The organism is Sphingomonas sp. S-NIH.Pt15_0812 (assembly GCF_003951315.1).
Lineage (GTDB): Bacteria > Pseudomonadota > Alphaproteobacteria > Sphingomonadales > Sphingomonadaceae > Sphingomonas.
In genome coordinates this window covers 66,916-93,451 of record NZ_QLJH01000007.1, presented here as the reverse complement: position 1 = coordinate 93,451, position 26,536 = coordinate 66,916, and the positions used below count along the sequence as shown (strand labels likewise).

Sequence of the window (26,536 nt, the reverse complement as noted above, 5' to 3'; positions counted from 1 at the left end):
CATGCGGTGCCGCACAGGTCGTATAGACGTTTCCTGCCCGTTGAGCGGCCGGATAGCCACTGCTAGGCGGGGATCATGGCTAGAACTCCCCGCCCGCCCATCGGCTCCCCCGACCAGCGGGAGGATGCGGCGAAAGGCCCCGAGCGTCGCCGGCTGGGTGACCTGTCGATGGTCTGGCACCATGCCCGCCGCTATCCCGGCCGCATCGCCATCGCCGGCGCGGCGCTGGTCACCACCTCGGCGGCGACGGTCGGAATACCCTATGGCTTCAAGCGGGTGATCGATCGCGGCTTCGGCAACACGACCAGCGAGACGGCCTCCCTCGCCTCTTCCTTCCATTATCTGCTGATGATCGTCGCGGTGCTGGCGGTCGCCACCGCGATCCGCTTCTATTTCGTGTCGTGGATGGGCGAGCGGGTGGTGGCCGATATCCGGCTGGAGGTGCAGCGCAACCTGTTGCGCCTGTCGCCGCGCTTCTTCGAGGAGAACCGGCCGTCCGAGATCGCCTCGCGCCTCACCTCGGACACCGCGCTGATCGAGATGATCGTCGGCGGCACCGTGTCGATCGCGTTGCGCAACGCCTTCACCGGCGTCGGCGGGATGATCTATCTGTTCGTCATCTCGCCCAAGCTAGCCGGGCTGCTGTTGATCGGCATCCCGCTGATCGTGCTGCCGATGACTCTGCTCGGCCGCCGCGTCCGCAATCATTCGCGCACCTCGCAGGACCGGGTGGCGGAGGTCGGCACGCTGACCACCGAGGTGCTGGGCGCGATGCGAATCGTCCAAGCCTTCGGGCAGGAGGGGCGCGAGGCCGGCCGCTTCGGCACGGCGGTGGAGGCGACGTTCGACGCCGCGCGCCGGCGCAACGCGCTGCGCGCCGGCATGACCGCGATCGTCATCGCGCTGGTCTTCGGATCGATCACGCTGGTGCTGTGGGAGGGGGCGGTCGACGTCGCCGCCGGACGCCTGTCGGGCGGATCGATCGCTGCCTTCGTGCTGACCGGCGGCATCGTCGCCGGGGCGTTCGGCGCGCTGACCGAGGTTTACGGCGACCTGCTGCGCGGCGCGGGCGCGGCCAGCCGCCTGTCCGAACTGCTGCGCGAGGTGCCGGCGATCGCCGCGCCCGCCCGGCCGGTCGCGCTGCCCGTGCCCGCACGTGGAGGCCTGCGGTTCGAGGGCGTCGAGTTCCGCTACCCCACCCGGCCCGACATGGCGGCGCTGCACGACTTCACGCTCGACGTACGACCGGGCGAGACGGTGGCCGTGGTCGGCCCCTCCGGCGCGGGCAAGTCGACGCTGTTCCAGCTCGCCGAGCGCTTCTACGACCCGCTAGCCGGCCGAGTGCTGGTCGACGACGTGCCGCTGACCGAGGCCGATCCGGCGGAGCTGCGCGCGCGCATCGCCATGGTGCCGCAGGAGACGGTGATCTTCGCCGCCTCGGCCCGCGACAATCTCCGCTATGGCCGCTGGGACGCGGACGACGACGCGCTCTGGGCCGCCGCCGAGGCCGCCAACGCCGCCGAGTTCCTGCGCCGCCTGCCGGACGGTCTCGACACCTATCTGGGCGAGGGCGGCGCGCGCCTGTCGGGCGGGCAGCGCCAGCGGATCACCATCGCCCGCGCCCTGCTCCGCGACTCGCCGATCCTGCTGCTCGACGAGGCGACCAGCGCGCTCGACGCGGAGAGCGAACGGCTCGTGCAGCAGGCGCTGGAGCGACTGATGACGGAGCGGACCACCCTGGTCATCGCGCACCGGCTCGCGACGGTCCGCGCGGCGGGGCGGATCATCGTGATGGACGAAGGCCGCATCGTCGAACAGGGCACACATGGCGAGCTGATCGCGCAAAGCGGTCTCTACGCCCGTCTCGCCAGCCTGCAATTCCACGACGCCTGACGGCGTAGGGACCATCGCTCGGACGAGGACGCGGAGAAAATCCTCCCAGTGGTATGCGGGACCGTCGCAGAAATCGCCACCATGCCCCCGCAGACGCAGGAGCCCCGGGGTTACGGACACCCAAAAGGCGTTGCTTTGCCTGGCTCCAGGCTTCTGCATGCGCAGCAGCCCAGGCCTGTCCGGCCTGTTCGCCCGAGGTTTGGGAAAATCGCGCGGCACGCCGGCCTATCTGCCGCAGCCGGATGATGCTCCAGACGCGTGCTACATCAGGCTCGGCGCGCCACTAGCGCTTGCGTCCCTGGTGCCGGATATTGCCCGGCCGCCCCCGCCGCTTGAGCACGCGCGGCGCCTTGGCCTTGCCGCCCCGGTCATTCCGCCCGAGCGACGCCGCATAACCACCCCCGCCCCCGCCCGGCAGGTCGAAGCGCAACGCGCCCGACACCGGATTGGCATCCGCCAGCGTAAGCCGCAGCCTTTGCCCCAGAGCATAGACATCGCCGCTGCTCTCGCCGATCAGCCGCCGGCCGGCTTCGTCATAATGGAAATACTCGGCGCCGAGTTCGCGCACCGGCATCAACCCGTCGCCGCCGACGCCCTCCACCGTCGCGAAGAAGCCGAAGGCCTGCACGCCGGTGATCCGCGCATCGACCTCCTCGCCGACATGCTCGGAGAGGTAGGCGGCGACATAGCGGTCGATCGTGTCGCGCTCCGCCTCCATCGCCCGGCGTTCGAGCTGGCTGATCCCCTCGCCGATCCGTTCCATGTCCGCCGCCTCGGGCAGCAATCCGCCCTCGCCCAGCCCATAGGCGCCGACCAACGCCCGGTGGACGACCAGATCGGCATAGCGGCGGATCGGGGAGGTGAAATGCGCGTAGCTGCCCAGCGACAGGCCGAAATGGCCGTGATTGGCGGGCGCATAATAGGCCTGGGTCTGGGTGCGCAGCACCTGCTCCATCACCTGCGGGCGGAAAACCGCCGCGCCGATCCGATCGAGGACATGGTTGAACGTCGCCGGCCGGATCACCTGGCCCAGTGCGAAGGCGACGCCATAAGTCTCCAGATAATCCTTCAATGCGGAAAGCTTCTCGCGCGCGGGCGCTTCGTGGACACGGTACATGACCGGGGCCTTCTTCGCCTCCAGCGCCTTGGCGGCGGCGACGTTGGCGGCGATCATGTAATCCTCGATCAGCCGGTGCGCATCCAGCCGCGCACGCGGCGCGACCGAGAGGATGCGCCCCTTCTCGTCCAGCACCACCCGTCGTTCGGGCAGGTCGAGGTCGAGCGGCTCGCGCGCATCCCGCGCCTTGGCCAGCGCCCGCCAGCAGTCCCAGAGCGGCCGAAGCGCTGTATCGACCAAGCCGATGTCCCAATCGGCGGTGCCGGTGCCGTCGATCGCGGCCTGCGCCTCCTCATAGGCCATGTTCGCCGCGATCCGGACCAGCGCGCGGGTGAAGCGCCAGCCTTTCAGCGCCCCGCTCTTCGTCACCTGCAAGTGACAGGCGAGCGCCGCACGATCCTCGCCCTCCTTCAGCGAACACACGTCCGCCGACAGGATCTCGGGCAGCATCGGCACGACCCGGTCGGGGAAATAGACCGAATTGCCCCGCTTGCGCGCCTCCACGTCGAGCGGACTGGCCGGACGGACATAATAGCTGACATCGGCGATCGCGACGATCGCCTTCCACCCGCCCGCATTGGCCGGATCGTCGTCGGGCGCCGCCCAGACCGCGTCGTCATGGTCGCGCGCATCGGCGGGATCGATCGCGACGATCGGCAGGTGGCGCAGATCCTCGCGCCCCTCGCCCAGCGGCCGCGCCGCCGAGCGCGTCGCATCGTCCAGCACCGCGTCGGAGAAGACGTCGGGGATGCCGAGCTTGTGGATCGCGATCAGCGAGAAGCTGCGCGGCGCGAAGGGATCGCCCAATCGCTCGACCACGCGCACGGTGATGCGCGGCGGCCGGCCGGCGAGCTCGCACATCACCAAGTCGCCCGCCTGTGCGCCGCCCGCGTCGGACACGGGATATTCGCGCCGGTCCTTCTTCTCCACGCCGGTCAGCCACAGCCGGTCGCCCTCGCCGCGCAGCACGCCCAGCACCTGTTCGGACGATCGCGCCAGCACCTTCATCGGATGCGCGATCCAGCCCGAGCCTGCCTCCTCGGTGCGGGCCAGGATACGCTGGCCGATGCCCAGCGCCCCGCGCTTGCGCTCGCGCACCCGCAGGCGGGGGGCCGGCGTCTCCGCCTCCCACTGGTCCGGCACCGCCCAGACATTGCCGCCGTCATCGACATCGGCGATGCGCAGCACCGTCACCTTGGGCACCCCGCCCATGCGGTGGAAGGCACGGCCGCCCGCCCCGTCGATCAGCCCCTCATCGGCCATGTCCTTGAGCAGCGCCTTCAGCCCGATCTTCTGCTGGGCGGTCAGGCCGAAGGCGCGGGCGATCTCGCGCTTGCCCACGGGCATGTCGGCGGACTGGATGAAATCGAGTACCTGCTGCGCATCGGGCAGGCCGGGGGAAGGCTTTCGCATCCCCATCAGATAGGGATGCGGAGCCGCCGCGTCATCCGCCAAGGTCAGGTTGCGCGCTGGATCAGCTCGATCACCACGTCGCCGGGCTGGATTGCCTCCGCCTCCCGGTCCCAGATGCCGAAGGCGCGGTCGCCGCGATAGAGGCGCACCACCTGCGTGCCGACCAGGTCGCGCACGCCGCGGCCCAGTTCGTCGGGGCGCACCGGCCGCTCGCGCAGCTCGACCGATCCGCCGCGCGTCACCAGGTCGGCGACATAGTCGGCGACGTGCGGGCCATTGGTGCATTGCGCCAGCAACTGCCCGCCGAAGCTGACCGGATTGACGATGATGGACGCGCCGGCGTCGCGCGCCAGATCCTCATTCTCGATCTCGCCGATCGCCACCGCCACGCCGGCATGGGGCGACAGGCGACGGACGCTGAGCACGATCAGCACCGCCGTATCGTCGCGGCCCGGCGTCACGATCACCGACTGCGCCGTCTCCACCCGCGCGATCGACAGAACGTGGTTGTGCGTGGCGTCCCCCTCCACCGTGGCGATGCCGAGCTCCTCGGCCTGGCGCAGGCGGTCGGCGCGTTCGTCGATCACGACGATGCCGTCGGGCGCATGGCCCCGCTCCAGCAGTTCCGCCACCGCCGCGCTGCCCGACCGGCCATAGCCGCAGACCAGCACATGCCCCTTCAACTCGCGTCGGATCAGACCCATGCGCCACCTTTCCCAGCCTTGCCGCAGCATGAAGCTGTACGCGCTGCCGAGGAAAATGAGGAACACGAAGATACGGATCGGCGTGACGACGAAGGTATCGAACATCCGCGCCGATGCCGATACCGGCACGATATCGCCATAGCCGACCGTGGTGACGGTGATGACCGTGAAATAGACGATGTCGAGAAAGCCGATCGGGCCGCCGCTATTATCGCGCAGGCCGTCCCGGTCCAGCCAGTGACCGCCCAGCGCGATGCCGATCAGCACCAGCACCGCCGCCGCCCGGATGGCCAATGTCGCCGCCGGTCCCAGCTTGCCGGGGCGGTAAAAGCGCGGCCGCGCGACCTGCGCCGCCGCCCGCGCCGCCAGCCGCCCCGGCAGGGGCGCGGGACGGTGGTGGCGATGCGGCGGGTGCCTGGGCGCAAGGGACATGACGGCTCCGGCTCGGGTTCGGACCGCCAGCCTAGGCCGGCGGCGCGATCGAGGCCAGTGGCCGCCGTCCGGTCAGAACTCGCTCCATTCCTCCGCCGGCCGGACCATCGCGGGCAGCACTGCCGCCGGCAGCGGCTTGATGCCGGACGAAGGCAGGACGCGGGTCATCAACCCATCCATCCCCGCCGACTGGCCGCTGGTGCGGAAGCGGCTGGCCTGTTCGGACAGCTTGCCGACTTCGGAGGCCAGGCTGCGCGCGGCGGCGGAGGTCTGCTCGACCATCGCCGCATTCTGCTGGGTGGAGCGGTCCATCGCGGCGATCGCGGCGGAAACCTGGGTGATCGCGGCCGATTGCGCCTGGTTGTCGGTCGCCATCGTCGCCAGCAACTGGTGCACCTGCTGCACATCGTCGGTGATGTCGACCAGCGCGCCGTCCACCTTGGTCACCGCGCCCACCGCCGTGGCGATATCGGTCTGGGTCAGGGTCAGCTGGTCGCGCGCGCGCTTCGCCTCTTCCTCGGCGCGCATCGCCAGCGCGGACACCAGGTCGGCGACCACCGCGAAGCCGCGTCCGGCATCGCCCGCCCGGCCCGCCTCGACCGCCGCGTTCATCGCGAGGACGCGAGTCTGGAAGGCGATCTTGTCGAGCCCTTCGATCACCGAATCGATGCCCTTGGCGCTGTCCGACACGCGACCCATGGCCTGCACTGCCTCGTCCGCCACGGCGCGACCGCCCATGACCGTGGCGATCGTCTCGTCCGCCCGCTCCACCGTCCGGTTCGCCGAATGGACCGAGGCATGCAGCCGCTCGTCCATGGTACGGGCCGACGCGGCGGTCTGCTCCAGCGAGGCGGCATTGGTTTCGGTACGCCGCGCCAGATCCTCCGACGCCTGGGCGATCTCGGTCGAGCCGCTGCTGATCAGCCGGGCGCTCTCCGACACCGCGCCGATCATCGACCGCATATTGGTGATCGCGCCGTTCAGACTGTCCTTCAGCGCGGACAGGCCATCGGGGAAATCCTCGTTCAGCATCAGCGTCAGGTCGCCGGCTGCCATCGCGTCGGCGACGCGGGTGATCTGCTCCACCGCGCCGCGCTGCTGCTCTTCGAGCGACTTGGCGACATGGACGTCGATCAACGATCCACAAAAGCGGCGCGAGCGGCCATTCTGGTCGCGAATGACCCCGCCCATCGCGCGCACCCAGCGATAGCTGCCGTCACGCACCATGATACGGTAGGTCACGTCATAGGGGACACCGGTATCGACCGAAGTCGCGAACACCTGCCCCACGCGCTCCGCATCCTCGGGATGGAGCCGGCTGGACCATGATTCGGCGACGTTGGGAAAATCGCGCTCGTTCGTGAAACCCAGCATCTTGCGGAATTCGGCCGACCAGGTCCAGATCGTGTCGGGATGCAGCGCCTGCCCGTTGGGGAAGACCGCGTCCCATAAGCCAACCCCGCAGGTCGTCAGCAGCATGTCGTGCCATTCCAGCGCGCGCTGCCGATCCCTGCCGATAACCTGGATCATCCTATCATCCCATCTGACCAAATAGCTCCATTATAGGAGCCGACATGGTCATCCGGGGCGATGCCGCCGGTAAAACAGACCGGCGCGACGGCCGCCGCCGCCGCGCCGTCCGATCAATAGGCGCGGCCGATCAGCACCCGCTCCACCGCCGGTTCGCCGGTGAAGACGCACGGTCCCTCGTCGCAACCGGTCTGGCCCAGCGGCGCGTTGCGGATCGTCAGCTTCAGCGCCTTGATCCGCTCGACCACCGCGTCCAGGCCCGCGCCGGTCGGACGCGACCAGCGGACATCGACCCAACCCGGGTTCTTCACGCCCTCGGCGAAATGCGCCTCGACCGCCGCCCAATCGTCCAGCGGCACGATCTGCGCACGCAGGGCCTCGGTCGAGCGGGCGAGCAGCCCCGCCTGGATCTCCGCCAGCAGCGCCGCCGCCGTGTCGACCAGCTCGCCGCGCGGCATCACCCGGCTGTCGAGCTTGCCATCCTCGCGGTACAGACGGTCGCGGCGGATGACCGAGACATTGCCGCCGGCCACGTCGCGGCCGCCGACCTCGATCACGATCGGCGCGCCCTTCTTCACCCAGCTCCATCGCTTGGTCGCGGCCTTGGCGGGCTTCAGGTCGAGCAACGCACGGACCGGCTCGCCCAGCGTCGACAGAGCACCCAGTTGCTTCTGCAGGTCGCGGCAATAGTCGACGATCCCCTGGTCCTCGGGCTGGTCGCGCAGCATCGGCACGATCACCACCTGCCACGGCGCGATGCGCGGCGGCACGCACAGGCCGTCGTCGTCGCCGTGCACCATGATGACGCCGCCGATCATCCGCGTCGACACGCCCCAGCTGGTCGTGTTCGCCAGTTCCAGCTCGCCGCTGGCATTCTGGAAGCGGATATTCTGGGCCTGGGCGAAATTGGTGCCGAGGAAATGGCTGGTGCCGGCCTGCAGCGCCTTGCCGTCCTGCATCATCGCCTCGATCGAATAGGTCGCGACAGCGCCGGGGAAACGCTCATTCTCCGGCTTCTCGCCGGTGACGACGTGCATCGCCAGACAGGTCTCGGCGAATTCGCGATACACCTCCAGCATCTTCAACGTTTCCTCGCGCGCCTCCTCGGCGCTGGCATGGGCGGTATGGCCCTCCTGCCAGAGGAATTCGGCGGTGCGCAGGAACATGCGCGTCCGCATCTCCCAACGGACGACATTCGCCCATTGGTTGATCAGCACGGGCAGGTCGCGCCAGGACTGGACCCAGCGCGAAAAGGCGGTGCCGATCACCGTCTCCGACGTCGGCCGGACGACCAGCGGCTCCTCCAGCTTCGCGGTCGGATCGGGCATCAGCCCGCCCTTGCCGTCCGGCACCAGGCGATGATGCGTGACGACCGCCATCTCCTTGGCGAAGCCGTCGACATGCTCAGCCTCCTTCTCGAAATAGGAGAGCGGGATGAACAGCGGGAAATAGCAGTTCTCGTGCCCGGTCGCCTTGATCCGGTCGTCGAGCAGGCGCTGGATCCGCTCCCAGATGCCATAGCCCCAGGGGCGGATGACCATGCAGCCGCGCACACCGGATTCCTCGGCCAGGTCGGCCTCGGCGATGACGGATTGATACCAGGCGGCGAAATCCGCCTCGCGGGTGACGGGGAGCGCATGCTTCATGGTCGCGGCTGGTAGCGCGGCGGATGCCGCCCGTCACCCCTTCTGTGGACCGGCCGGGGTCGCCAAGCGGTCGCGCCGCCGCTACCGCCCCTTGCGTGACGCCCTCCTCCTCCCATCACGACGCCCTGTTGCCCGCGATCGGCCTGCGCCTGCTGTCGGTGCTGCTGTTCGCGGGCATGAATGCCAGCATCAAGCTGGCGCAACAGGGCGGCGCGGCGCTGGGCGAGATCCTGTTCTTCCGCCAGTTCGGCGCGGCGCTGCTGGTGACGACGGTGATCGCGGCCGGGCCGGGACTGGCGTCGATCCGCACCCGGCGGCTGGGCGCGCACGTCACCCGCGCGACCGTCGGCGTGATCAGCATGGCTTTCACCTTCGCGGCGCTGATCGCGCTGCCCCTGGCGGAGGCGACGACGATCGCCTTCACCGCACCGATCTTCGCCACGGTGATGGGCGCGCTCGTGCTCGGCGAGCCGACCGGCTGGAAACGCTGGGCGGCGGTGACGGCGGGCTTTGCGGGCGTGCTGATCGTGGTGCAGCCGGGCGGCCATGCCATTCCGCTGGTCGGCGGGCTGTACGGCCTGGTCGCCGCCTTCCTGACCGCGATCGTCTTCATCCTGCTGCGCCAGATCGGCCGGACGGAGAAGGCGCAGACCACGGTCTGGTGGTTCTCCGTGCTGTCGCTGCTGCCGCTGGGGATCGTCTTCGCGTTCGAGGTCCACGCCCTGCCCGCCCGCACCTGGGCGACGCTGGCGATGGTCGGACTGTTCGGCGGGGGCGCGCAGCTGGCCATGACCAGTTCGCTGCGGCGGGGCGCGGTGTCGCTGGTGGTGCCGTTCGACTATACGTCGCTGCTCTGGGCCAGCCTGCTCGGCTGGTGGCTGTTCGGCACCATCCCGCGGGAGACGACCTGGATCGGCGCGCCGATCATCATCCTGAGCGGCCTCTACATCGTGTGGCGAGAGCATGTCCGCCGCCGCGAACAGGCCACCGCCGCGATCACGCCCGACTGAGCCGGGCCGCCATCAGCAACCGCTTGCCGCGCAAATACATTTCCAGCCGCTGCGCCGCGATCAGCCCCAGGGCGAGCGCCATCAGCATGTCGGTGACCGCCCAGACATCGAGGTGCAGCCACCCCGCCCCGCCGCGCGCGCCCTGGCGCAGCAGCACGATGGCGAGGATGAACAGCATCGCCGCGGGCGACGAGGTCTGGCGGAGCGCATGGCTGTCCGGATCGACGCGGATCGTCATCATCCGCCCGCGCTGCCAGCCCAGCGCCGCGCCGATCGCCAGCGCGACCGCGCAATAGAACCAGCCGGCCCCCGATGGCGGCCGCTCCGCGAGCACGAACGCGACCAGCGCGGCATAGAAGGCCGGCAGCATCCACAGCCGCTCCAGCCGCAACAGCGTCTCGCGCCGCATCCGTCGCCAGCGCACGGCGAAGACGATCGCGATGATGATCCCGGTGATCGCATAGGTGATCAGCGTGGCGGGCGGCTGGTTCATGGGTCAGCGGCTCCAGAGCGTCGGATGCGCATCGACATAGCCGGCCACCGCATCGGCGATTCGCCGGTCGTCGGCGACCGTGGGATGGCTGTTGCATCCGCCGAAGCTCAGTCCCTTGAGCGTCGCGAAGCCGATATCGGCGATCCCCTGGGCGCGAAGCTGCTCGACCACCTTGCCCGCCTCCGCCGCGATCTCGCCATCCGCCTTGTCGGTCGCCCAGACAAAGATATGCGCGCGCGGATTGGCCGCGTGCAGATCGCGCAGAAAGGCCGCATAGCGCGTTTCATAATCACGGTGCAGCGCCGCACGGTCGGCCCAGGCCTCGCCCTGGTGCAGCGCTGTCGAGAAGTCGTTGGTGCCGAGCGCCACGACATAAAGCTGCGGTCGCCAGCCGCGATCGTCGGCGGCGTGGTCATGGTCGAACAGCGTATAGCGATAGGCAGCCGGCAGCGGGTCGGCGGCGAAGCCATTATAGTTGCGCACCACGCCGCGCCCGGAGATCGCGTTCACCCGGTAATCGGCATCGTAGCGGCGGCCGAGCTGCCCCGCGATCCCCTGCGACGTGTCGGTCGTGTCCCAAACCTGATCCGGCGTGCAGGTCTGGCCATCGGCGGTGTTGCCATAGCCGACCGTATGCGAATCCCCGATGAACTCGATCCTGCGCGCACGCGGCCGGACCGGCAGCGGGTGGCGCGCATAGACGCCGCCCAGCAAGGTCGCCCCCGCCTGGCTCTCGCTCCCCACCTCGACGCGCAGGCGGTGCTGCCCCTTGCCCAGACCGGTCAGGCGATAGAGGCCCGGCTTCGGCTTGACGAGCGTCGCCGCCGGCCGGCCGTCGACCAGGATGTGGAGGCGGACATCGCCCGGACCGATGCGGAGATCGGCGCTGTCGTCGGCAAAGCCGGCCTCGATATAGCTGCCCGGCCATTGCCGGCGGAGGACGTCGCCCTGGATCAGCCCGCGCCCGCCGACGTGCAGGGGTAGGGACGGTCCCTGTGGCGGACGATCCGCGGGGACCGGCTCGATCCGGACCGGGGCCGGCGCGGTGGCTCCCATTGTCAACATCGCCAATGCGGCCAGCGCCGTGCGATTCCCCTGTCGTGCCATCGTCCGCCCATCCATTTCCGCTCGTGGTCCGGCACGTTGGGGGCATGACGGGATCGGATCAATAGCTTCGGCCACGCTTTCTACCGCGATGAAAGATCGCCATTTGCTCATTCTCGGCTGGGTCGCGACCGCAACCGCCGTGGCCATGTACCTGTCCTATATCGACCAGATCCGCCTCAACCTCGCCGGCGACAGGGGGTCGGTCCTGCAACCCCTCGCCGCCGTCGTGAACTGTTCGCTCTGGGTGGCCTATGGCCTGCTGCGCGAGAAGCGGGACTGGCCGATCGTCTTCGCCAACGCACCGGGCGTGCTGCTCGGCGCGATCACGTTGGCGACCGCGCTCTAGGAACCTCAGATGCGGTGGGTGGGGCGCGGACCGAAGTCGAACCAGCCACGCCGCTCGCCGACCGGATAGGCGGGCCGCGCGGCGCTGGCGGCGCGGCTGGTCACCGGCGCGACGCGCTCGCGATGGCGGGGATCGGTGACGACCGCATCGTCGACGACGCGTGCGTGCTCCGCCACGACCGGCGTCGCGGTGCGCAGCCGCTCCTGCTCGCGTTCCAGCTCGGCATTGCGCGTCTCGGCGGCGGCGAGGCGTGCCTCGACATCCTTGCGGTGCACGGCATGGGCGTCGCGCTCGGCGGCGTAGCGCTGCTTCCATTTGCCGCCGCCTGGATGACTGGCGAGGCCGAGCAGCCAGCCCGCGACCAGTACCAGGCCGAGTACCGCAAATTGCGTGGGTGTGGTGAACAGCATCGCATCCCTCCTGTGGTGCGCCGACAACGAGCGGCGCGTCACCGGGTTGCGAGGTGCGCCGTTCACTTGCCCGCGAGCATCGAGTCCTTGATCGAACAGGCCGCCGGACCCAGGATGACGACGAACAGCACCGGCAGGATGAAGCAGATCAGCGGCACGGTCATGATCGCCGGCAGCCGTGCGGCCTTCTCCTCCGCGCGCATCATCCGCTCGTTGCGGAACTCCGCCGACAGCACGCGCAGCGCCGAGGCGAGCGGCGTGCCGTATTTCTCGGTCTGGATCATCGTCGTGGTGACGCCCTTCACCGCGTCCAGATCGACGCGCATCGCCAGATTCTCGAACGCCTGACGCCGGTCGCTGAGAAAGCCCAGCTCGATCCCGGTCAGGGTGAACTCCTCGCCCAGCTCCGGATAGGCGCGGCCCAGCTCGCGCGCCACGCGGTGGAAGGCGGCATCGACCGTCAGCCCCGCCTCCGCGCAGATCACCAGCAGGTCGAGCGCATCGGGCAGCCCCTTGCGGATCGCATGCGATCGCTTGGTGATCTTGTTCTTCAGGAAGATGTCGGGCGCCTTGTAGCTGGCGATCAGCGAGACGGCGACCAGCGCATATTTCTTGAGCGGCGACCATTCGGCGAAGCCGTCGGTGCCATAGACCCAGATGGTCATGAACCCGCCGATCAGGATCGGCAGCACCAGCCGGCCGAAGATCACCGCGACCGCCCATTCCTTCTTGCGGATGCCGGCCTGGAGCAGCTTGATCTGCGCGGCCTTGACCTGGCTGTCCTGCAACACCTTCATCGACGACAGGATGGTGCGCATCCGGTCGGCGGCGTCGTTGCGCTGGACCAGCTGGGCGCGCCGCTTGGTGGAGGCGGTGATGCCCGCCTTCAACTGTTCGCGCCGGTCGTTCAGCGCCTTGACCCGCTTGGTCATCGGATCGCGCACGGTGGTCGCGGCATAGAGCGCGACCATCACCGCGAAGGCGGCGATCCCGGACAGGATCGTCGCCACCCACAGCACGTCGACCCCCAGGATCGTCGGTCCGGCCGTTTGGCCCATCATCCGCCCCTCAAATCTCGAAACTGACCATCTTGGCCATGATGAAGCCGCCGATGCCCATCCACAGCAGGCCGCCCATGCCGACCACCATCAGCCGTTCGTCGGTGAAGAAGTTCGCCATATATTCGTGGTTGATGATCGAGATGAGCGTGAACACGATGAAAGGCAGCGCGCCGACGATATAGGCCGACGCCTTGGATTCCGACGACATGGCGCGGATCTTCAGCTTCATCTGCCCACGCTTGCGCAGCACGTCGGCGAGATTGGCGAGCGTCTCGGCCAGATTGCCGCCCGTCTCGCGCTGGATGGCGATGGTGATGACGAAGAACTGGAATTCCGGCGTGCCAAGCCGGTCCGCCGTCTCCTGCAACGCCGCGTCCATCGACCGGCCGATCTTCATCTTGTCGGACACGGCGCGGAACTCCTCGCCCACCGGCCCCTCGACCTCGGCACCGACCACGCCCATCGTCTCGCTGATCGGCAGGCCCGAGCGCAGGCCGCGCACCAGCAGGTCGATCGCATCGGGAAAGCGCAGCGTGAACTTCGCGACGCGCCGCGAAATCACGCGCCCGACGACGAAATGCGGCACGCCGCCGCCCACCACCATCATCGCGAACAGCGTCAACAGCAGCGGCGCGCCCTTCATCAGGAGCAGGAGCAGCGTCAGCAATCCCAGGCCGGCCGTCGCCAGGCCATATTGCCCGACCGTCCAGTCCTTGCCCGTCATCGCCAGCCGCTTGGCGAGCAGTGCCCGATTGGGCAGCAGCCGCCCGACCGCCACGTCCATCCGCGTGTCGCGCACGGCGGCGATGCCGCGAGTCTGTGCATCGACGACGACGTCCCCCCGCCCGTGCCGCTCGCGCAGCGCCGCGATCCGCCGCGTCTGCGCGCGCGAGGCCGACGGCCCGGAAAAGGCGAGCACCAGCATCGCCAGCACCAGCCCCGCGCCACCGGCGATCAGGATCAGCGGCAGCATCGTGTTCAGGCCTTCTTCGCCGGCCGCTTGGCGACCAGCGCGCCGAGCTTGCCGATCAGCGATCCCGATCCGCCTGCCCGCTTCAGCCCGACCCCCGCCGCCTCGCCATCGACCGTGGTCAGGATCGCGGTCATCAGGTCGCCGAGCGGCGCCACCGTCTTGCCGCCCTTGCCGACCTCGGCGATCGGCTTGCCGAGCTTCGCCGCCTGCGCGACCAGCTTCTGGTCATAGGGCAGGACATGGTCGAGCTTGCGTTCGATCGAGCCCTCGAAATCCTTGCGCGCGATCTCGGGCTGACCGTTCGCGATCATGCGGTTGCAGAGCAGATGGACCTGGGTCTGCGGCGCATGGGTCTTCAGCCAGGACAGCAGCCGGATCGTATCGCGCGCCGCCGCCAGCGTCAGTTCGGTGACGATCACCGCGATCGGCACATCGGCCATCAGGGTCGGATACTGCACCAGCATCGCACGCGGCAGGTCGACCACCGTCGTCTCGAACGCGGCGCGCATCTCCTCCTGCAACTGGCGGAAGACGGTGCCGTCCGTGGCGGGCGGCGCGTTGATCGGCGCTTCGGCGGACAGCACCGCCAGCTTTTCCGAGGCGCGCACCATCGCCCGCTCGATGAACAGCCCGTCGATGCGGCTGGGATTCTCCATCGCATCGGTCAGCCCGCGCCCCGGCTCCAGGTCGAGCGCCAGCGCGCCCGTGCCGAAATGCACGTCCAGGTCGAGCAGCGCCGTGCTGCGCCCCGCCTGTTCCGCCATCAGCCATGCCAGCGAGGCCGCGACGGTCGATGCGCCGACCCCGCCCCGCGCGCCGATCACCGCCACCGCGCAATGCGGCCGCTCGACCGCACCGTCGCTCGCCTTGGGCGCGTTCAGCATCGCCAGCGTCTGGGCAAGCGCGTCGCGAAGCATCTCTGGATGCAGCGGCTTGAGCAGATAATCGTGGATGCCGCTGGCCAGCAGGCCACGATACAGCCGCACATCGTTCACCTGCCCCAGCGCGATCACCACCGTGCCGGGCTCGCACACTTCGGCCAGGCCGTTGATGTCGTTCAGCGGATCGCCCGATCCGGTCAGGTCGACCAGCAGGACCTGCGGACTGGCGCTGACCGCCAGCGACTGGATCGCCGCGCGCAGGCCGCCGCCGAACACCTTGTCGGGCGACCAGCCCATCTCGCCAGCCACGATGCGCACGACATCGGCGGTCGCCTCGTCGCCGACGAAGCAGGAGAAGGGATCGCGGGCGCCGATCGTCCCGGGCTTCCAGGGCGCGTTCATCTCAATTGCCTCCCTTGGCGCTTTCCGTCTTGACCGTCGCGCCGCCGCCGCCGGTCAGCCCGGCCTTGCGATACTCGGCGACCGGCTTGGCGGCGCGCACCGGATCGGTCAGGCCGTCACCGGCCTTGCCCTGGACCAGGTCGCGCGGGTCGGCGATCATCGCGGCGAGATTGCTGTTCACCGAACAGCCGTAATCCGACGACGTATGCTGGTCGAAATTGATGCTGCCGTTGCGCGACCAGTCCGGACAGCCCGGCACGCTGGCCTGCGCACGGCTGACCACGACCCGCACCATGCCAGCCGGCACGGGGGTGCCCATCACCGGTCGCTCGGCGAGCAACAGGCCGAACCCGCCGACGACCTCGCTGACCGCCTCGCGGATCGCGGGCGCCTCACCCTCCGCCCCCTCGACCCACACGCGGTCGCCATAGCCCAGCTTCAGCGCCGTCAGCCAACCGGCCAGCCGACCGCGTTCGACGGGCGGCAGGTCGCCATAGCGGGTCGCCAGCTCGATCGGCAGGTCGGTGTGCGACACCACCGGCTGGTGGACCGATTCCACGCCCCGGTTCTGCGTCCCGCCGCATCCGGCAAGCGCGACCAGCGGGAGGAACAGGGCGGCGAGGGACAAACGCGAAGTCATCGACGCATCTCCGGGCATCAACGGGGGGAGCCGGCGGTCGGCACGGCGTTCGCCTGGGGGCGGGCGGGCGACAGCGTCGTCTGCGTTGCGGGTATGATGGCGGCCGGGCCGTTGGTCGGCACCGGGCGGCGCTGCGGCTCCTTCGACGCAGCCGCCAGGTCGCCGAGCAGCACGCGCTGCACGTCGGTCGGCGCGCGATAGCCATCGGTCGGCAGCGTGATCTGGTTCAGATTGTCGACCGGCTTCACCAGATAGGGGGTGATGACGATCACCAGCTCGCTCTCATTGCGCTGGAACTGGTTGGAGCGCAGCAGCGCCCCCAGGATCGGTACGTCGCCCAGGCCCGGCGTCTTGTCGTAGCTGTTGTTGTGGATGTTCGACAGCAGGCCGCTGATCATCATGCTCTGCCCGGACCCGAGCTCGACCGTGGTCTCGGTCCGCCGGGTGGTGATGCCCGGCACCCGCGTGCCGTTGAGCGTGACGGCGTTCGAATAATCGAGCTGCGACACTTCCGGCCGGACGCGCAGCGAGATGCGACCGTCCGCCAGCACGATCGGCGTATAGGACAGGCTGACGCCATATTGCTTGAACTCGACCGACACCGTGCCGAATCCTTGTGCGATCGGGATCGGCACCTCGCCGCCGGCGAGGAACGTGCCCGTCTCGCCGGAAATGGCGGTCAGGTTCGGATTGGCGAGCGTCGTCACCTGCCCGACCGTCTCACCCAGGTCGAGCGCGCTGATCACGTCCAGGCCCAGCAAATGCCCGAACATGTTGAGCGTGCTGCCCGAGGGGGCCGTGGCCGGGAGGCCGAACAGCGTGGAGCCGGGGCGCGCGCCATTGGCATCGACCGGCCCTGTGTTCGTCGGGGTGCCGGGAACCGTCGTGATCGTTCCCTGACGGCCGCTGCCGATCGAAAATTTGAAGCCGTTGTTGTTATTGGCCCGGCTGGTGATGTTGTTGCCGATACTCTTGATGAAGTTGCGGTTCACCTCGGCGATCCGCACCTGCAGGTTGACCTGGAGCGGCATGGCGCTGCGCAGCCGCGACAGCACCTTGGTGGCATCGCCGACATAGGCCTGGACCAGCCGCTCCGCCTCCGCCGCGTCGGCGGGTGCGGGCACGGTGCCGGTCAGCAGCACCAGCCCGTTCATCGGCGTCGCGACGATCTTCGCCTCGGGCATGGCCAGCGCCAGCATCGCGCCGATCGAGTCGAAATTGTTGCCGACCCGGACCGTGGAGGCATAGACCACGCCGCCGCCGCGCGCCGTGGCGGAGATGGTCGTCTCGCCGGGCTTTTTGCCGAAGATATAGAGCTGGGTCGGCGAGCGGACCTGGACGTCGGCGACCGAATCGTCCGCGACGAACAGGTCGCTCATCGGCCGCGACAGCGTGACCAGCCGGCCGCGCCCGGTATTGACCTGCACCACCCCGCCCGGAGCGGACACCGCCGCGCCATTCTGCGCCGCCAGCGGCATGCCACCCAGGCCGAGCGTCAGCGCCAGGCCGGCGGCCCCGGCCTTCCACAGCATCGAACGCGTCATCCTACTTTCCCCCGACCGGAACGGCGGTCACGGCATTGCCGCGCGCGATCCGCACCACCGGTCCTGCCGTCGATGCGGCCCCCGGATAATTGCTGCCCTGCGGCGCGGCGGGCGCCGACGACCCGCCCGGCCCCATGCCGCCCATGGCGTCGCCGCCGGCCGCCTTGCCGGGCACGCTGCGCCGCTGGAAGCGCGAGATGTCCGCGCCGCTGCTGAAGGTCGAGTCGCCGACCTGCGGCTGGCTGGCGAGGCGCATTAGCATCGCCTTTTCCAGATGCGGATCGTCCGACGTCTTGGCCGAGCCGGAGGCGATCGCCTCCTCCAGCTCGCCCGGCGTATCCGCCAGCGGCCGCAGCGACAGCGACAATGCGCCCACCGTCTGCGCCACCGCGATGCCCTCGGCGATCTTCGGCGTCGCCTCGACCGTCACGGTCGAGAAGGTGCGGACCTCGGTCTTGCCGTCCTCGCCCACCGTATTGTCGGTGCGCTGGTCGGTGGCGAGCACGCGCAGGTTGCGCACGATCGTCTCCGACACCTTGAGTGGCGGGCCGTCGCCACCACCCGGCACCGACTGGGTCAGCATCAGGTCGATCCGGTCGCCGGGGAAGATGAACCCCGCCACCGCCGACTGGGCCGACACCGGCACCGTCACCGCCCGCATCCCCGGCCCCAGCGCCGCCGCCAGGAAGCCGCGATCCCCCGGCTTGACCAGCGCGCCCTGGGTCACCGGCTGGCCGGCGGTGATGGCGTTGCGCACCACCGTGCCCTGCAGCGCCTTCAGGTCGGTCTTGGTCCGCAGGTAATAGGCGCCGTCGACCAGCTCCTTGGGCCAGGGCTGAAACTTCAGCGCGCTGGCATCCAGGATCGTGCCGACTGGCAGCGCGCGCGTGGCGACCAGCACCTCCGGCCCGTCGACCACCGGCGCGGCCGCGACCTGTCCCATCGCCGCCGCCTGCGGCGCGGCGCTGCCCGCGATCAGCGACCGCGCCAGGAAGGCGGTGATGCCGGCGACGACCAGCGCCCCCACCAACAATATCAGCTTGCGACTATCCATGGTCCTGCGTCTCGCGCCTTCCCGAAAAACGTCCGGTTGTTCGACGGTTAAGCATCAGCTCAATTGGTTAAGGATCGGTTCGCGAATAGCGATCAGGCCCGCGATCGCGATCGCCACGCCATAGGGCACCTCGATCCCGCGCCGGTCGCCACCCCCCTTGATCCGATGTTCGATCAGCATCGCCAGCGTCACCGCACCGCCCGCCAGCGACATCACGATCAGCATCGACAGGAACCGGTCGAGCGGCAGCCACAGGGCCAGCGCCGCGATCAGCTTGACGTCGCCGCCGCCCATCATCCCGAAGCGGAAGGCCTGGGCGAAGAGCAGGAATGCCCCGACCGCCAGCGCGACCTGGACCACCATGCCCGGCCATGGCGCGATCCCGTTCGCCCACCACCAGAGCGGCGCGAGCAGGGCGATGGCGATGCAGATCCGGTTGGCGATCTCCCGCGTCCGCGCATCCTGGATGCCCGCCGCCAGCAGCAGCGCCCCCAGCAGGATCACCAGGCCGATCCGCTCGCCCATTCCCATCATCCCCACCCCGCTCATGGTTGACGGGCTGTAGACGGAAGGGTTTAGGATTTCGTAACTGCACGGGTGACCAGCCTGCCCGACTCACCACCCCCGGCCACCGCCGCCACCGATCCCGGCCGCCTCTCCGTCTGGACCGCGCCGGACGGCTGGCCGCACCGCCGCTACGACCGCCGGGGTACGGGGCGTGGCCGGCTGCTGTTCCAGACCGGTCGTGCCGACATGATCGAGAAATATCGCCACACGCTCGACCATTTCCACGCCCAGGGCTGGGACGTGACCGCCTTCGACTGGCGCGGACAGGGCGGATCGGGCCGGCTGGCGGCGGGCGATGTCGGCCATGTCGAGGATTTCGGCCTGCTGGTCGACGACCTCGCCGCCTTCTGGCGCGACTGGCGGCGGGGCGACGGTCCGCATGTGCTGGTCGCGCATTCGATGGGCGGCTTCCTCTCGCTGCGCGCGCTGGTCGAGGGGCGGATCGACCCGGCCGCGCTGGTGCTGGTCGCGCCGATGCTGGCGCTGCGATCGCCGGTCGGGGGCCGGTTGGGCGGTCTGCTGGCCCGCTGGCAGGTCGGGCGCGGCGATCCGGCGCGCGCGGCGTGGCGGCGGCTGGAGGGCGAGCGCGCCGCCCGCGCCCGGCAGATGCGGCTGACCCACGACCTGACCCGGTTCGAGGCGCAACAGGCCTGGCGCGCCGCGCATCCCGACCTCTGCCTCGGCTCGCCGAGCTGGCAATGGGTAGCGCAGGCCTTCGCCCAGACCGCCGCGCTCCGTGCCGATCCCCGGCTGGATCAGCTGCGCACGCCCGTGCAGTTCGTGCTCGCCGATGACGATCGACTGGTCGACTCGCGCGCGGCGGTTCGAGTCGCGAACCGGATGCGGGCCGCCGAGCTGCTGCGCTTCGGGCCGGAATCGGCGCATGAGATCCTGCGCGAATTGCCACAGGTGCGCGACAAGGCCCTTGCGGCGATCGACGCCTTCCTCGATTCGCACGCACCATGACCTACGATATCGCGATCGTCGGGGCCGGCATTGCCGGGGCCAGCCTGGCCGCCGCGCTGGGTGACCGGGCCCGCGTCCTCTTGCTGGAGGCGGAGGACATGCCCGGTCGCCACGCGACGGGTCGCTCCGCCGCCTTCTGGTCGGAAACCTATGGCGGCCCGTTGATCCAGCCGCTGACCAGCGCCTCGCACGATGCGCTGTCGCCCTGGCTGCAACCGCTCGGCTCGCTCCATATCGGCCGCGCCGAGGATGCCCCGGCGATCGACCGCTTCCTGGCCGATTTCGCGGGCAGCGCGGTGACCCTGGCGCCGGTCGATCCGGCCGCGCATCTGGCGGGCCTGCGCCCCGACTGGACGCTGGGCGTGCTGGAGCCGAGCTGCGCCTATATCGATGTCGCCGGCTTCCATGCGCACAGCCTGGCGCAGGCGCGCAAGGCCGGCGCGACGATCGTCACCGATGCGGGGCTGCGAACGGCGACCCGGCGCGACGGCCGCTGGACGATCGATACCGGGGCCGGCCGGTTCGCGGCGGATGTGCTGGTCAATGCGGCCGGTGCCTGGGCCGATGTGGTGGCGGCGCGCTGCGGCGTGCGACCGATCGGCATCGCCCCCTATCGCCGGACCATGGTGCAGCTCCGCACCGATCCCCCCGCCCCGGCCGGCATTCCGATGATCGCCGACATCGCCGGCCGCTTCTACTTCAAGCCGGAGCCGGGCGGCCGTGTCTGGCTGTCGCCGCATGACGAGGTGCCGAGCGACCCCTGCGACGCCGCGCCGGAGGAGATGGACGTGGCGGTGGCGATCGACCGGTTCGAGGGCGCGGTCGACTGGCGCGTCGCCGGGGTCGAGCGTCGCTGGGCGGGCCTGCGCAGCTTCGCGCCCGATCGCCTGCCCGTCTATGGCATGGCGGAGGCCGGGTTCTTCTGGTGCGCGGGGCAAGGCGGCTTCGGCATCCAGACCGCGCCTGCCGCCGCCACGCTGGCAGCGGCGCTGGTGCTGGGTGAGGTGCCGGCGCTGCCCGGAGTCGATCCGGGCCGCTATGCGCCGGGGCGATTCGGCTGAGCGGCCCCATGCGAGGGAAAGGGTATCGTTTCGCCTGAATCCGTGCCCCAGCGAAGGCGGGGGAACGGACGGAGAGGAACGGCCCCCTACCCCCGCCGCCCCGCCACCAGCGCGGCGTCGCTGGCCAGCGTATCGGCGCGCTCGTTGTCGGGGTGGCCGGCATGGCCCTTCACCCATTTCCACTCGATCTGGTGCGGCTCGGCCGCCTGGAGCAGCGCCTGCCACAGCTCGGCATTCTTCACCGGCTTCTTGTCGGCGGTCTTCCAGCCGTTGCGCAGCCAGCCCTTGATCCACTTGGTCAGGCCGTCCATCACATAGCGGCTGTCGGTCGACAGCGTGACCTTGCACGGCCGGGTCAGGGCGTTGAGCGCCTGGATCGCCGCCATCAACTCCATGCGGTTGTTGGTGGTCAGCGGCTCGCCGCCCGACAATTCCTTCTCATGCGCGCCCGATCGGATGATCGCGCCCCAGCCGCCGGGGCCGGGATTGCCCTTGCACGCGCCGTCCGTGGCGATCTCGACCGGCGTCATGCGAAGGCTCCCATATTGGCTTCATACCAGTCGAGCCGGCGCAGATAGGCGAGCGGGTCCTTGCGCGTGACCAGCGCGTCGGCGGGCGTGTTGAGCCAGTCCCAGGCGCGGGTCAGCAGGAACCGGATGCACGCCCCCTGCGCCAGCACGGGCAAGGCGGCGCGCTCCGCCTCGGTCAAAGGATGTTCGGCGTCATAGCCGGCCGCTATCGCCCGCCCCACGGCGGGCGATAGCGGCGCGCCCTGCCCGTCGAACGCCCAGCTGCTGTGCGTCACCGCCAGGTCATAGGCGCGGATGTCGGTGCAGGCGAAATAGAAGTCGATCAGCCCGGTCACCTCCTCGCCCAGCATCAGGACATTGTCCGGGAACAGGTCCGCATGGATCGCCCCCGTCGCCAGTTCCCGTGGCCATGCCGACTCGACGACCGCCAGCGCGCAATCGACCCGGTCGTAGAGTCCGGTCGCGATCGTATCGAGCGAACGGCCGCATTGGTCGAGCAGCGGCCGCCATGCCGTCATGCCCAGCGCATTGGGCCGCGTGCCGGTGAAATCGGCCAGGTCGCGGTGCATCCGCCCCAGCGCCCGCGCCGCCGCCAGCGCCTGCCCCTCGGTAGGCTGGCTGAGCGAGACGCCGGGCAGGAACTCGATCAAACAGGCCGGCCGCCCCTCCAGCGTCTGGATCGCCACCCCGGCCCGGTCGGGCAGCGCGCGCGGCACCGGATGGCCGCGATCGGCGAGATGGTCGAGCATCGCCAGGAAGAAGGGCAGGTCGCCGGCCGAGACTCGCTTCTCGTAGAGGGTCAGGATGAAGCGCGCTTCAGTGGTGTCGAGCAGATAGTTGCTGTTCTCCACCCCCTCGGCGATGCCCTTGGCGGACACGAGCGCGCCATGGTCATAGCGGCGGAGGAACGCGCCGAGCGACTCGGCGGAGACATGGGTATAGACGGCCATGGCAGGACTCAGGCGTCGGGGTCGAGGCCGCGAGGCAGCTTGAACGCGATCGTCTCCCGGTTGGTCTCGACCTCCCGCTCGGTCACGGCATAGCGCAGCGACAGCCGGTCGACCAGTTCGCGGACCAGCAACTCGGGCGCGGAGGCCCCGGCGGTGATCCCCAGCGTGCCGACACCGTGCAGGAAGGTCCAGTCGAGTTCGTTGGCGCGCTGGATCAGCAGCGCCGGCGTCCCCTCGCGCTCCGCCACCTCGACCAGCCGGACCGAGTTGGACGAATTGGGCGCGCCGATCACCAGCATCGCGTCGCAGGCGGAGGCGATCGCCTTCACCGCCGCCTGGCGGTTGGAGGTGGCGTAGCAGATATCCTCGCCACGCGGCGCGGCGATCAGCGGGAAGCGGTCCTGCAAGGTCGCGACCACCGCCGCCGTGTCGTCGACCGACAGAGTCGTCTGGGTCAGGAAGGCGAGGTTGGTCGGGTCGAGGGGCGTGAACGCCTCGGCATCCGCGACCGTCTCGATCAGGCTCATCGTGCCCGGCGGCACCTGGCCGAAGGTGCCGATCACCTCCGGATGGCCGGCATGGCCGATGAAGATGATGTGGCGGCCGTCCTTCACCAGCCGCTCGGCCTGGCGATGCACCTTGGAGACGAGCGGGCAGGTCGCATCGAGATAGTCGAGGCCGCGATCCTGCGCCTCGGCCGGCACCGACTTGGGCACGCCGTGGGCCGAGAAGACGACGGGCGCATCGTCCGGCACCTCGTCCAGTTCCTCGACGAAGACCGCGCCCATCGCGCGCAGCCGGTCGACCACGAACTTGTTGTGGACGATCTCGTGCCGGACATAGACGGGCGCGCCGTGCTTCTCGATCGCCAGCTCGACGATGCGGATCGCGCGGTCGACACCGGCGCAGAAACCGCGCGGCGCGGCGATCAGCAGTTCGAGCGCGGGCTTGTCGCTCGAGACGGCGACGGGGGCGGCGACGGGTTCCGAAAGGGGGGCCTGCATGGCTCGCGCTCTACGCGATTGCTTGCGCGGGTCCAAGCCGCTTCCTATTGGGCGGAATTGCCGGCCGCCATTTGCGCGGCCCCGACCCCTGAGGTGCCGCGTTGTCCGTGAAGATCCTGCTCCCCACCCTCGCCGCGGCGACCTTGCTCGCCGGCTGTAAGACCACGGGCGAAATCGACGCCACCGGCGGCATCACCGCCGTCCGCACCGCCTGCCCGGTGGTCGGCGTGCCCGCCGCGACCGGCGACGTCACGCTGTTCGACCCGCCGACCAGCCAGGACGAGAACGCGATCGATCTGGTTGCGGTGATGACCCATGTGCGGGGCAGCTGCAACGACCAGGGCAACGACGTCGTCACCACCGTCACCTTCGACGTGCAGGCGCGCCGCATCCGCACCGACTCGGCGCGGACCGTCACCCTGCCCTATTTCATCGCCATCGTGCGCGGCGGCAACATGGTGGTCGCGAAGCGGATCGGCAGCGTCACGGTGCAGTTCGCGGCCGGCGAGGCGCGCGCGCAGGTCAGCGGTTCCGCCACCACCAGCATCGCCCGCAGCGCCGCCACCCTGCCGCAGGAGGTGCGCGACCAGTTGACCCGCCGCCGCAAAGCCGGCGACGAGGACGCCGCCACCGATCCGCTGTCCAAGCCCGAGGTCCGCAAGGCGGTGCTGTCCGCCAGCTTCGAGGCGCTGGTCGGCTTCCAGATGACCGACGCGCAACTCCGCTACAACGCGTCGCGCTGAGCCGCCTCCGGGCCGTGCACGCACGGCCCGTATGATTGTTCCCGCCGGACGGCCGCATCTCCCGTTGACAGGGGCGATGCGGCTGGCCAGAGCGACACCAACGTCGATGCCCCGTGCGGGAGAGCGCCCCTTTCAGGGCCGCCGAAGGAGCAACCGCCCCGGAATCTCTCAGGCACCAAGGACCGCATGGGGTCGCACGACACTCTGGAAAGCGTTGTCCTTTCAGGGCGACCACCGAAGGGGTAAGCCGACAACGGACGCTGATCGATGCGCCGGCGGCGAAAGCTCTCAGGTCCCGTGACAGAGGGGGTTCGAATTTCGTGCGGCCACGCGTGCCGCCGACTCGCCCTTTTTGGAGTACGGTCGAATGTCCGATGCGGAAACGCTGCTGAACGTCGAAGACGCCCCCGAGGATCAGGAAGAGCCGCAGCTACTGCCGCTCGATGCCTGGCACCGCGCCCATGGCGGGCGGATGGTGCCGTTCGCCGGCTATATCATGCCCGTCCAATATGAGGGCATCATGGCCGAGCATCTGTGGGTGCGCGAATCGGCCGGCCTGTTCGACGTCAGCCATATGGGCCAGCTGGTCCTGACCGGCGAAGGCGTCGACCGCGCGCTGGAGGCGGTGCTGCCCGGCGACATCCAGGGCCTGGGCGTGAACCGGATGCGCTATTCGCTGCTGCTCAACGACGAGGGCGGCGTGCTCGACGATCTGATGATCACGCGGCGGGCCAGCACCGACGAGGACGGCCAACCCGGCACCGAACTCTACATGGTCGTCAACGGCGCGACCAAATATGACGATATCGGCTATCTGCTCGAGTCACTGTCGGACGACATCACCATCAACCTGCAGGACGAACAGGCGCTGCTCGCGGCGCAGGGTCCGAAGGCCGTCGCCACCGTCGCGCGGCTGGTGCCGGGGGTCGATTCGCTGGTGTTCATGACCGCCGGCGCCTTCGACTGGAACGGCACGCCGCTTTGGGTCAGCCGCTCGGGCTATACCGGCGAGGACGGGCTGGAAATCTCGGTCCCGGCCGAGGCGGTCGCCGCCTTCGCCGATGCGCTGCTCGACCAGCCGGAAATCCGGCCGATCGGTCTCGGCGCGCGCGACTCGCTGCGGCTGGAGGCGGGCCTGCCGCTCTACGGCCACGACCTCGATCCGGAGACGACGCCGGTCATGGCCGATCTCGGCTTCGCGCTCGCCAAGAAGCGTCGCGAGGCGGCGGACTTCGCCGGGGCCGCGCGCATCCTCGCGGAGCGCGAGCGCGGCCCGGCGGTGCAACGCGTCGGCCTGCTCGTCACCGGTCGCCAGCCGGTGCGCGAAGGCGCGTCGGTGGTCGATGCCGATGGCGCGGTGATCGGCCGCGTCACCAGCGGCGGCTTCGCCCCGACGCTCGGCGGCGCGATCGCCATGGCCTATGTCCCGACCGACCTCGCCGCGCCCGGCACCGGCGTCCGCCTGGTCCAGCGCGGCAAGGTCCATGAGGCGGTGGTCGCCGCCATGCCCTTCGTCCCCCATCGCTATGTTCGTCAGGGAGCAAAATAATGCGTTACTTCACCGAGGATCATGAGTGGATCGACGTCGACGGCGCGATCGGCACCGTTGGCATCACCGACTATGCCCAGAGCCAGCTCGGCGACATCGTGTTCGTCGATGTCCCCGCCGAGGGCCGCCAGCTCAGCAAGGGCGACGAGGCGGCGGTGGTCGAGTCGGTCAAGGCCGCCTCCGACGTCTACACGCCCGTCTCCGGCACCGTGCTGGAGGGCAATGCCGCGCTCGCCGACCAGCCCGACCTGGTCAATTCGGACGCCGATGGCGAAGGCTGGTTCTTCCGCATCACCCTGTCCGACGAGAGCGAGCTGGAAGAGCTGATGGACGAAGGCGCCTACGAAGCGTTCGTCGCGAAGCTGTGATAGCACTCGCCCTCCTGCTCCTTACGCCGAGCGGTGAACCGGTTGGCTCGGAACAGCCCTTGGCTGTGCGTGCCGCCGAGCTCTCCCGCCGGCTGGAGGAGCTGGATGGGCGACTGGTGATGGTGCGCGGTTGGCTGACTTG

At 69.6% G+C, this 26,536-nt stretch carries 25 protein-coding genes and 1 riboswitch; of the genes, 8 read left to right on the top strand and 17 right to left on the bottom strand.

Annotated features, from left to right (window positions below; all coding sequences use genetic code 11):
- The first annotated feature begins 75 nt into the window (after positions 1-75).
- A complete protein-coding gene (locus BRX43_RS06745; RefSeq protein ID WP_125994092.1) occupies positions 76-1,893 on the top strand; it encodes an ABC transporter transmembrane domain-containing protein in 1,818 nt (605 codons plus the stop codon).
- 283 nt (positions 1,894-2,176) lie between these two features.
- Here the strand turns inward: BRX43_RS06745 and BRX43_RS06740 are convergent, their stop codons facing one another.
- From BRX43_RS06740 to BRX43_RS06725, 4 genes are all read right to left on the bottom strand, one after another.
- A complete protein-coding gene (locus BRX43_RS06740; protein ID WP_125994091.1) occupies positions 2,177-4,423 on the bottom strand; it encodes a VacB/RNase II family 3'-5' exoribonuclease in 2,247 nt (748 codons plus the stop codon).
- 44 nt (positions 4,424-4,467) lie between these two features.
- Positions 4,468-5,559, bottom strand: coding sequence for a potassium channel family protein (locus BRX43_RS06735; protein WP_125994090.1), 1,092 nt, complete (start codon positions 5,557-5,559; stop codon positions 4,468-4,470).
- Positions 5,560-5,631: 72 nt separating this feature from the next.
- Positions 5,632-7,089: a PAS domain-containing methyl-accepting chemotaxis protein gene (locus BRX43_RS06730; RefSeq protein WP_125994089.1), complete on the bottom strand. Its 1,458-nt coding sequence runs from the start codon at positions 7,087-7,089 to the stop codon at positions 5,632-5,634.
- 113 nt (positions 7,090-7,202) lie between these two features.
- Entirely contained in the window at positions 7,203-8,735 is a 1,533-nt protein-coding gene (locus tag BRX43_RS06725; protein WP_125994088.1) for an aminoacyl--tRNA ligase-related protein, read from the bottom strand.
- Positions 8,736-8,830: 95 nt separating this feature from the next.
- On the opposite strand from BRX43_RS06725, the gene BRX43_RS06720 reads away from it, so the two are divergent.
- Positions 8,831-9,745: a DMT family transporter gene (locus tag BRX43_RS06720; RefSeq protein ID WP_241214821.1), complete on the top strand. Its 915-nt coding sequence runs from the start codon at positions 8,831-8,833 to the stop codon at positions 9,743-9,745.
- Here BRX43_RS06720 and BRX43_RS06715 read toward each other — a convergent pair.
- Both BRX43_RS06715 and BRX43_RS06710 read right to left on the bottom strand, forming a co-directional pair.
- The gene (locus BRX43_RS06715) at positions 9,732-10,238 is read right to left on the bottom strand and encodes a CcdC protein domain-containing protein (RefSeq protein ID WP_125994086.1); all 507 of its coding nucleotides are present in this window, start codon (positions 10,236-10,238) and stop codon (positions 9,732-9,734) included. The genes BRX43_RS06720 and BRX43_RS06715 overlap by 14 nt on opposite strands.
- Positions 10,239-10,241: 3 nt before the next feature.
- Positions 10,242-11,345: an SGNH/GDSL hydrolase family protein gene (locus BRX43_RS06710; protein ID WP_164523551.1), complete on the bottom strand. Its 1,104-nt coding sequence runs from the start codon at positions 11,343-11,345 to the stop codon at positions 10,242-10,244.
- Between the two features lie 88 nt (positions 11,346-11,433).
- Here BRX43_RS06710 and BRX43_RS06705 point away from each other — a divergent pair, with 88 nt between their 5' ends.
- On the top strand, positions 11,434-11,691 hold the full coding sequence (locus BRX43_RS06705; protein ID WP_125994084.1) for a SemiSWEET family transporter: 258 nt from the start codon (positions 11,434-11,436) through the stop codon (positions 11,689-11,691).
- A 5-nt stretch (positions 11,692-11,696) separates the two neighbouring features.
- Here the strand turns inward: BRX43_RS06705 and BRX43_RS06700 are convergent, their stop codons facing one another.
- The 8 genes from BRX43_RS06700 to BRX43_RS06665 form a co-directional block, all read right to left on the bottom strand.
- Positions 11,697-12,101: a hypothetical protein gene (locus BRX43_RS06700; protein ID WP_125994083.1), complete on the bottom strand. Its 405-nt coding sequence runs from the start codon at positions 12,099-12,101 to the stop codon at positions 11,697-11,699.
- A gap of 62 nt (positions 12,102-12,163) precedes the next feature.
- A complete protein-coding gene (locus BRX43_RS06695; RefSeq protein ID WP_206433131.1) occupies positions 12,164-13,162 on the bottom strand; it encodes a type II secretion system F family protein in 999 nt (332 codons plus the stop codon).
- Between the two features lie 7 nt (positions 13,163-13,169).
- A complete protein-coding gene (locus BRX43_RS06690; RefSeq protein ID WP_125994082.1) occupies positions 13,170-14,135 on the bottom strand; it encodes a type II secretion system F family protein in 966 nt (321 codons plus the stop codon).
- Between the two features lie 5 nt (positions 14,136-14,140).
- Positions 14,141-15,418 carry a P-loop NTPase gene (locus tag BRX43_RS06685; RefSeq protein WP_125994081.1) on the bottom strand — a complete coding sequence of 426 codons (1,278 nt, stop codon included), beginning with the start codon at positions 15,416-15,418 and terminating at the stop codon, positions 14,141-14,143.
- 1 nt (position 15,419) lies between these two features.
- The gene (locus BRX43_RS06680) at positions 15,420-16,058 is read right to left on the bottom strand and encodes a CpaD family pilus assembly protein (protein ID WP_125994080.1); all 639 of its coding nucleotides are present in this window, start codon (positions 16,056-16,058) and stop codon (positions 15,420-15,422) included.
- 17 nt (positions 16,059-16,075) lie between these two features.
- Positions 16,076-17,536, bottom strand: a complete 1,461-nt coding sequence (locus BRX43_RS06675; RefSeq protein WP_241214825.1) for a type II and III secretion system protein family protein — start codon at positions 17,534-17,536, stop codon at positions 16,076-16,078.
- Between the two features lie 67 nt (positions 17,537-17,603).
- Complete coding sequence (gene cpaB, locus BRX43_RS06670; protein ID WP_125994078.1) at positions 17,604-18,656, bottom strand: Flp pilus assembly protein CpaB; 1,053 nt, start codon at positions 18,654-18,656, stop codon at positions 17,604-17,606.
- A 54-nt stretch (positions 18,657-18,710) separates the two neighbouring features.
- Complete coding sequence (locus BRX43_RS06665) at positions 18,711-19,205, bottom strand: prepilin peptidase (RefSeq protein WP_241214820.1); 495 nt, start codon at positions 19,203-19,205, stop codon at positions 18,711-18,713.
- Between the two features lie 48 nt (positions 19,206-19,253).
- Here BRX43_RS06665 and BRX43_RS06660 point away from each other — a divergent pair, with 48 nt between their 5' ends.
- Both BRX43_RS06660 and BRX43_RS06655 read left to right on the top strand, forming a co-directional pair.
- The gene (locus BRX43_RS06660) at positions 19,254-20,189 is read left to right on the top strand and encodes an alpha/beta hydrolase (RefSeq protein ID WP_241214819.1); all 936 of its coding nucleotides are present in this window, start codon (positions 19,254-19,256) and stop codon (positions 20,187-20,189) included.
- Positions 20,186-21,250 (top strand): FAD-dependent oxidoreductase, encoded by a 1,065-nt coding sequence (locus BRX43_RS06655; RefSeq protein WP_125994077.1) that lies wholly within the window; start codon positions 20,186-20,188, stop codon positions 21,248-21,250. Before BRX43_RS06660 ends, BRX43_RS06655 begins: the two co-directional genes overlap by 4 nt.
- An 86-nt stretch (positions 21,251-21,336) precedes the next feature.
- Here BRX43_RS06655 and rnhA read toward each other — a convergent pair whose 3' ends face one another.
- The 3 genes from rnhA to ispH are packed head-to-tail and all read right to left on the bottom strand — an operon-like array spanning position 21,337 to position 23,734.
- Positions 21,337-21,780 carry a ribonuclease HI gene (gene rnhA / locus BRX43_RS06650; RefSeq protein ID WP_125994076.1) on the bottom strand — a complete coding sequence of 148 codons (444 nt, stop codon included), beginning with the start codon at positions 21,778-21,780 and terminating at the stop codon, positions 21,337-21,339.
- Positions 21,777-22,730, bottom strand: coding sequence for a homoserine kinase (thrB, locus tag BRX43_RS06645; RefSeq protein WP_125994075.1), 954 nt, complete (start codon positions 22,728-22,730; stop codon positions 21,777-21,779). The genes rnhA and thrB overlap by 4 nt, the downstream gene beginning before the upstream one ends.
- Positions 22,731-22,738: 8 nt before the next feature.
- Positions 22,739-23,734, bottom strand: a complete 996-nt coding sequence (ispH, locus tag BRX43_RS06640; RefSeq protein ID WP_125994074.1) for a 4-hydroxy-3-methylbut-2-enyl diphosphate reductase — start codon at positions 23,732-23,734, stop codon at positions 22,739-22,741.
- A 107-nt stretch (positions 23,735-23,841) separates the two neighbouring features.
- On the opposite strand from ispH, the gene BRX43_RS06635 reads away from it, so the two are divergent.
- The 3 genes from BRX43_RS06635 to gcvH all read left to right on the top strand — a co-directional run bounded on the left by BRX43_RS06635 (position 23,842) and on the right by gcvH (position 26,394).
- Positions 23,842-24,477 carry a hypothetical protein gene (locus BRX43_RS06635; RefSeq protein ID WP_241214818.1) on the top strand — a complete coding sequence of 212 codons (636 nt, stop codon included), beginning with the start codon at positions 23,842-23,844 and terminating at the stop codon, positions 24,475-24,477.
- Positions 24,478-24,583: 106 nt separating this feature from the next.
- Positions 24,584-24,672: riboswitch (glycine riboswitch) on the top strand.
- A 172-nt stretch (positions 24,673-24,844) separates the two neighbouring features.
- On the top strand, positions 24,845-26,026 hold the full coding sequence (gene gcvT, locus BRX43_RS06630) for a glycine cleavage system aminomethyltransferase GcvT (RefSeq protein ID WP_125994073.1): 1,182 nt from the start codon (positions 24,845-24,847) through the stop codon (positions 26,024-26,026).
- Complete coding sequence (gcvH, locus tag BRX43_RS06625) at positions 26,023-26,394, top strand: glycine cleavage system protein GcvH (protein ID WP_125994072.1); 372 nt, start codon at positions 26,023-26,025, stop codon at positions 26,392-26,394. Before gcvT ends, gcvH begins: the two co-directional genes overlap by 4 nt.
- The last annotated feature ends 142 nt before the right edge of the window (positions 26,395-26,536 follow it).

Bases quoted from the DNA above. Each gene is read 5' to 3' on its own strand.
- ispH (WP_125994074.1), bottom strand. From the start codon at position 23,734: ATGCAGGCCCCCCTTTCGGAACCCGTCGCCGCCCCCGTCGCCGTCTCG.
- BRX43_RS06700 (WP_125994083.1), bottom strand. From the start codon at position 12,101: ATGCTGTTCACCACACCCACGCAATTTGCGGTACTCGGCCTGGTACTG.
- BRX43_RS06710 (WP_164523551.1), bottom strand. From the start codon at position 11,345: ATGGCACGACAGGGGAATCGCACGGCGCTGGCCGCATTGGCGATGTTG.
- BRX43_RS06695 (WP_206433131.1), bottom strand. From the start codon at position 13,162: ATGATGGGCCAAACGGCCGGACCGACGATCCTGGGGGTCGACGTGCTG.
- BRX43_RS06655 (WP_125994077.1), top strand. From the start codon at position 20,186: ATGACCTACGATATCGCGATCGTCGGGGCCGGCATTGCCGGGGCCAGC.
- BRX43_RS06715 (WP_125994086.1), bottom strand. From the start codon at position 10,238: ATGAACCAGCCGCCCGCCACGCTGATCACCTATGCGATCACCGGGATC.
- BRX43_RS06665 (WP_241214820.1), bottom strand. From the start codon at position 19,205: ATGAGCGGGGTGGGGATGATGGGAATGGGCGAGCGGATCGGCCTGGTG.
- BRX43_RS06725 (WP_125994088.1), bottom strand. From the start codon at position 8,735: ATGAAGCATGCGCTCCCCGTCACCCGCGAGGCGGATTTCGCCGCCTGG.
- BRX43_RS06680 (WP_125994080.1), bottom strand. From the start codon at position 16,058: ATGACTTCGCGTTTGTCCCTCGCCGCCCTGTTCCTCCCGCTGGTCGCG.
- cpaB (WP_125994078.1), bottom strand. From the start codon at position 18,656: ATGGATAGTCGCAAGCTGATATTGTTGGTGGGGGCGCTGGTCGTCGCC.
- rnhA (WP_125994076.1), bottom strand. From the start codon at position 21,780: ATGACGCCGGTCGAGATCGCCACGGACGGCGCGTGCAAGGGCAATCCC.
- BRX43_RS06675 (WP_241214825.1), bottom strand. From the start codon at position 17,536: ATGCCGCTGGCGGCGCAGAATGGCGCGGCGGTGTCCGCTCCGGGCGGG.
- BRX43_RS06740 (WP_125994091.1), bottom strand. From the start codon at position 4,423: ATGCGAAAGCCTTCCCCCGGCCTGCCCGATGCGCAGCAGGTACTCGAT.
- BRX43_RS06705 (WP_125994084.1), top strand. From the start codon at position 11,434: ATGAAAGATCGCCATTTGCTCATTCTCGGCTGGGTCGCGACCGCAACC.
- BRX43_RS06735 (WP_125994090.1), bottom strand. From the start codon at position 5,559: ATGTCCCTTGCGCCCAGGCACCCGCCGCATCGCCACCACCGTCCCGCG.
- BRX43_RS06690 (WP_125994082.1), bottom strand. From the start codon at position 14,135: ATGCTGCCGCTGATCCTGATCGCCGGTGGCGCGGGGCTGGTGCTGGCG.
- BRX43_RS06730 (WP_125994089.1), bottom strand. From the start codon at position 7,089: ATGATCCAGGTTATCGGCAGGGATCGGCAGCGCGCGCTGGAATGGCAC.
- thrB (WP_125994075.1), bottom strand. From the start codon at position 22,730: ATGGCCGTCTATACCCATGTCTCCGCCGAGTCGCTCGGCGCGTTCCTC.
- BRX43_RS06745 (WP_125994092.1), top strand. From the start codon at position 76: ATGGCTAGAACTCCCCGCCCGCCCATCGGCTCCCCCGACCAGCGGGAG.
- gcvT (WP_125994073.1), top strand. From the start codon at position 24,845: ATGTCCGATGCGGAAACGCTGCTGAACGTCGAAGACGCCCCCGAGGAT.
- BRX43_RS06685 (WP_125994081.1), bottom strand. From the start codon at position 15,418: ATGAACGCGCCCTGGAAGCCCGGGACGATCGGCGCCCGCGATCCCTTC.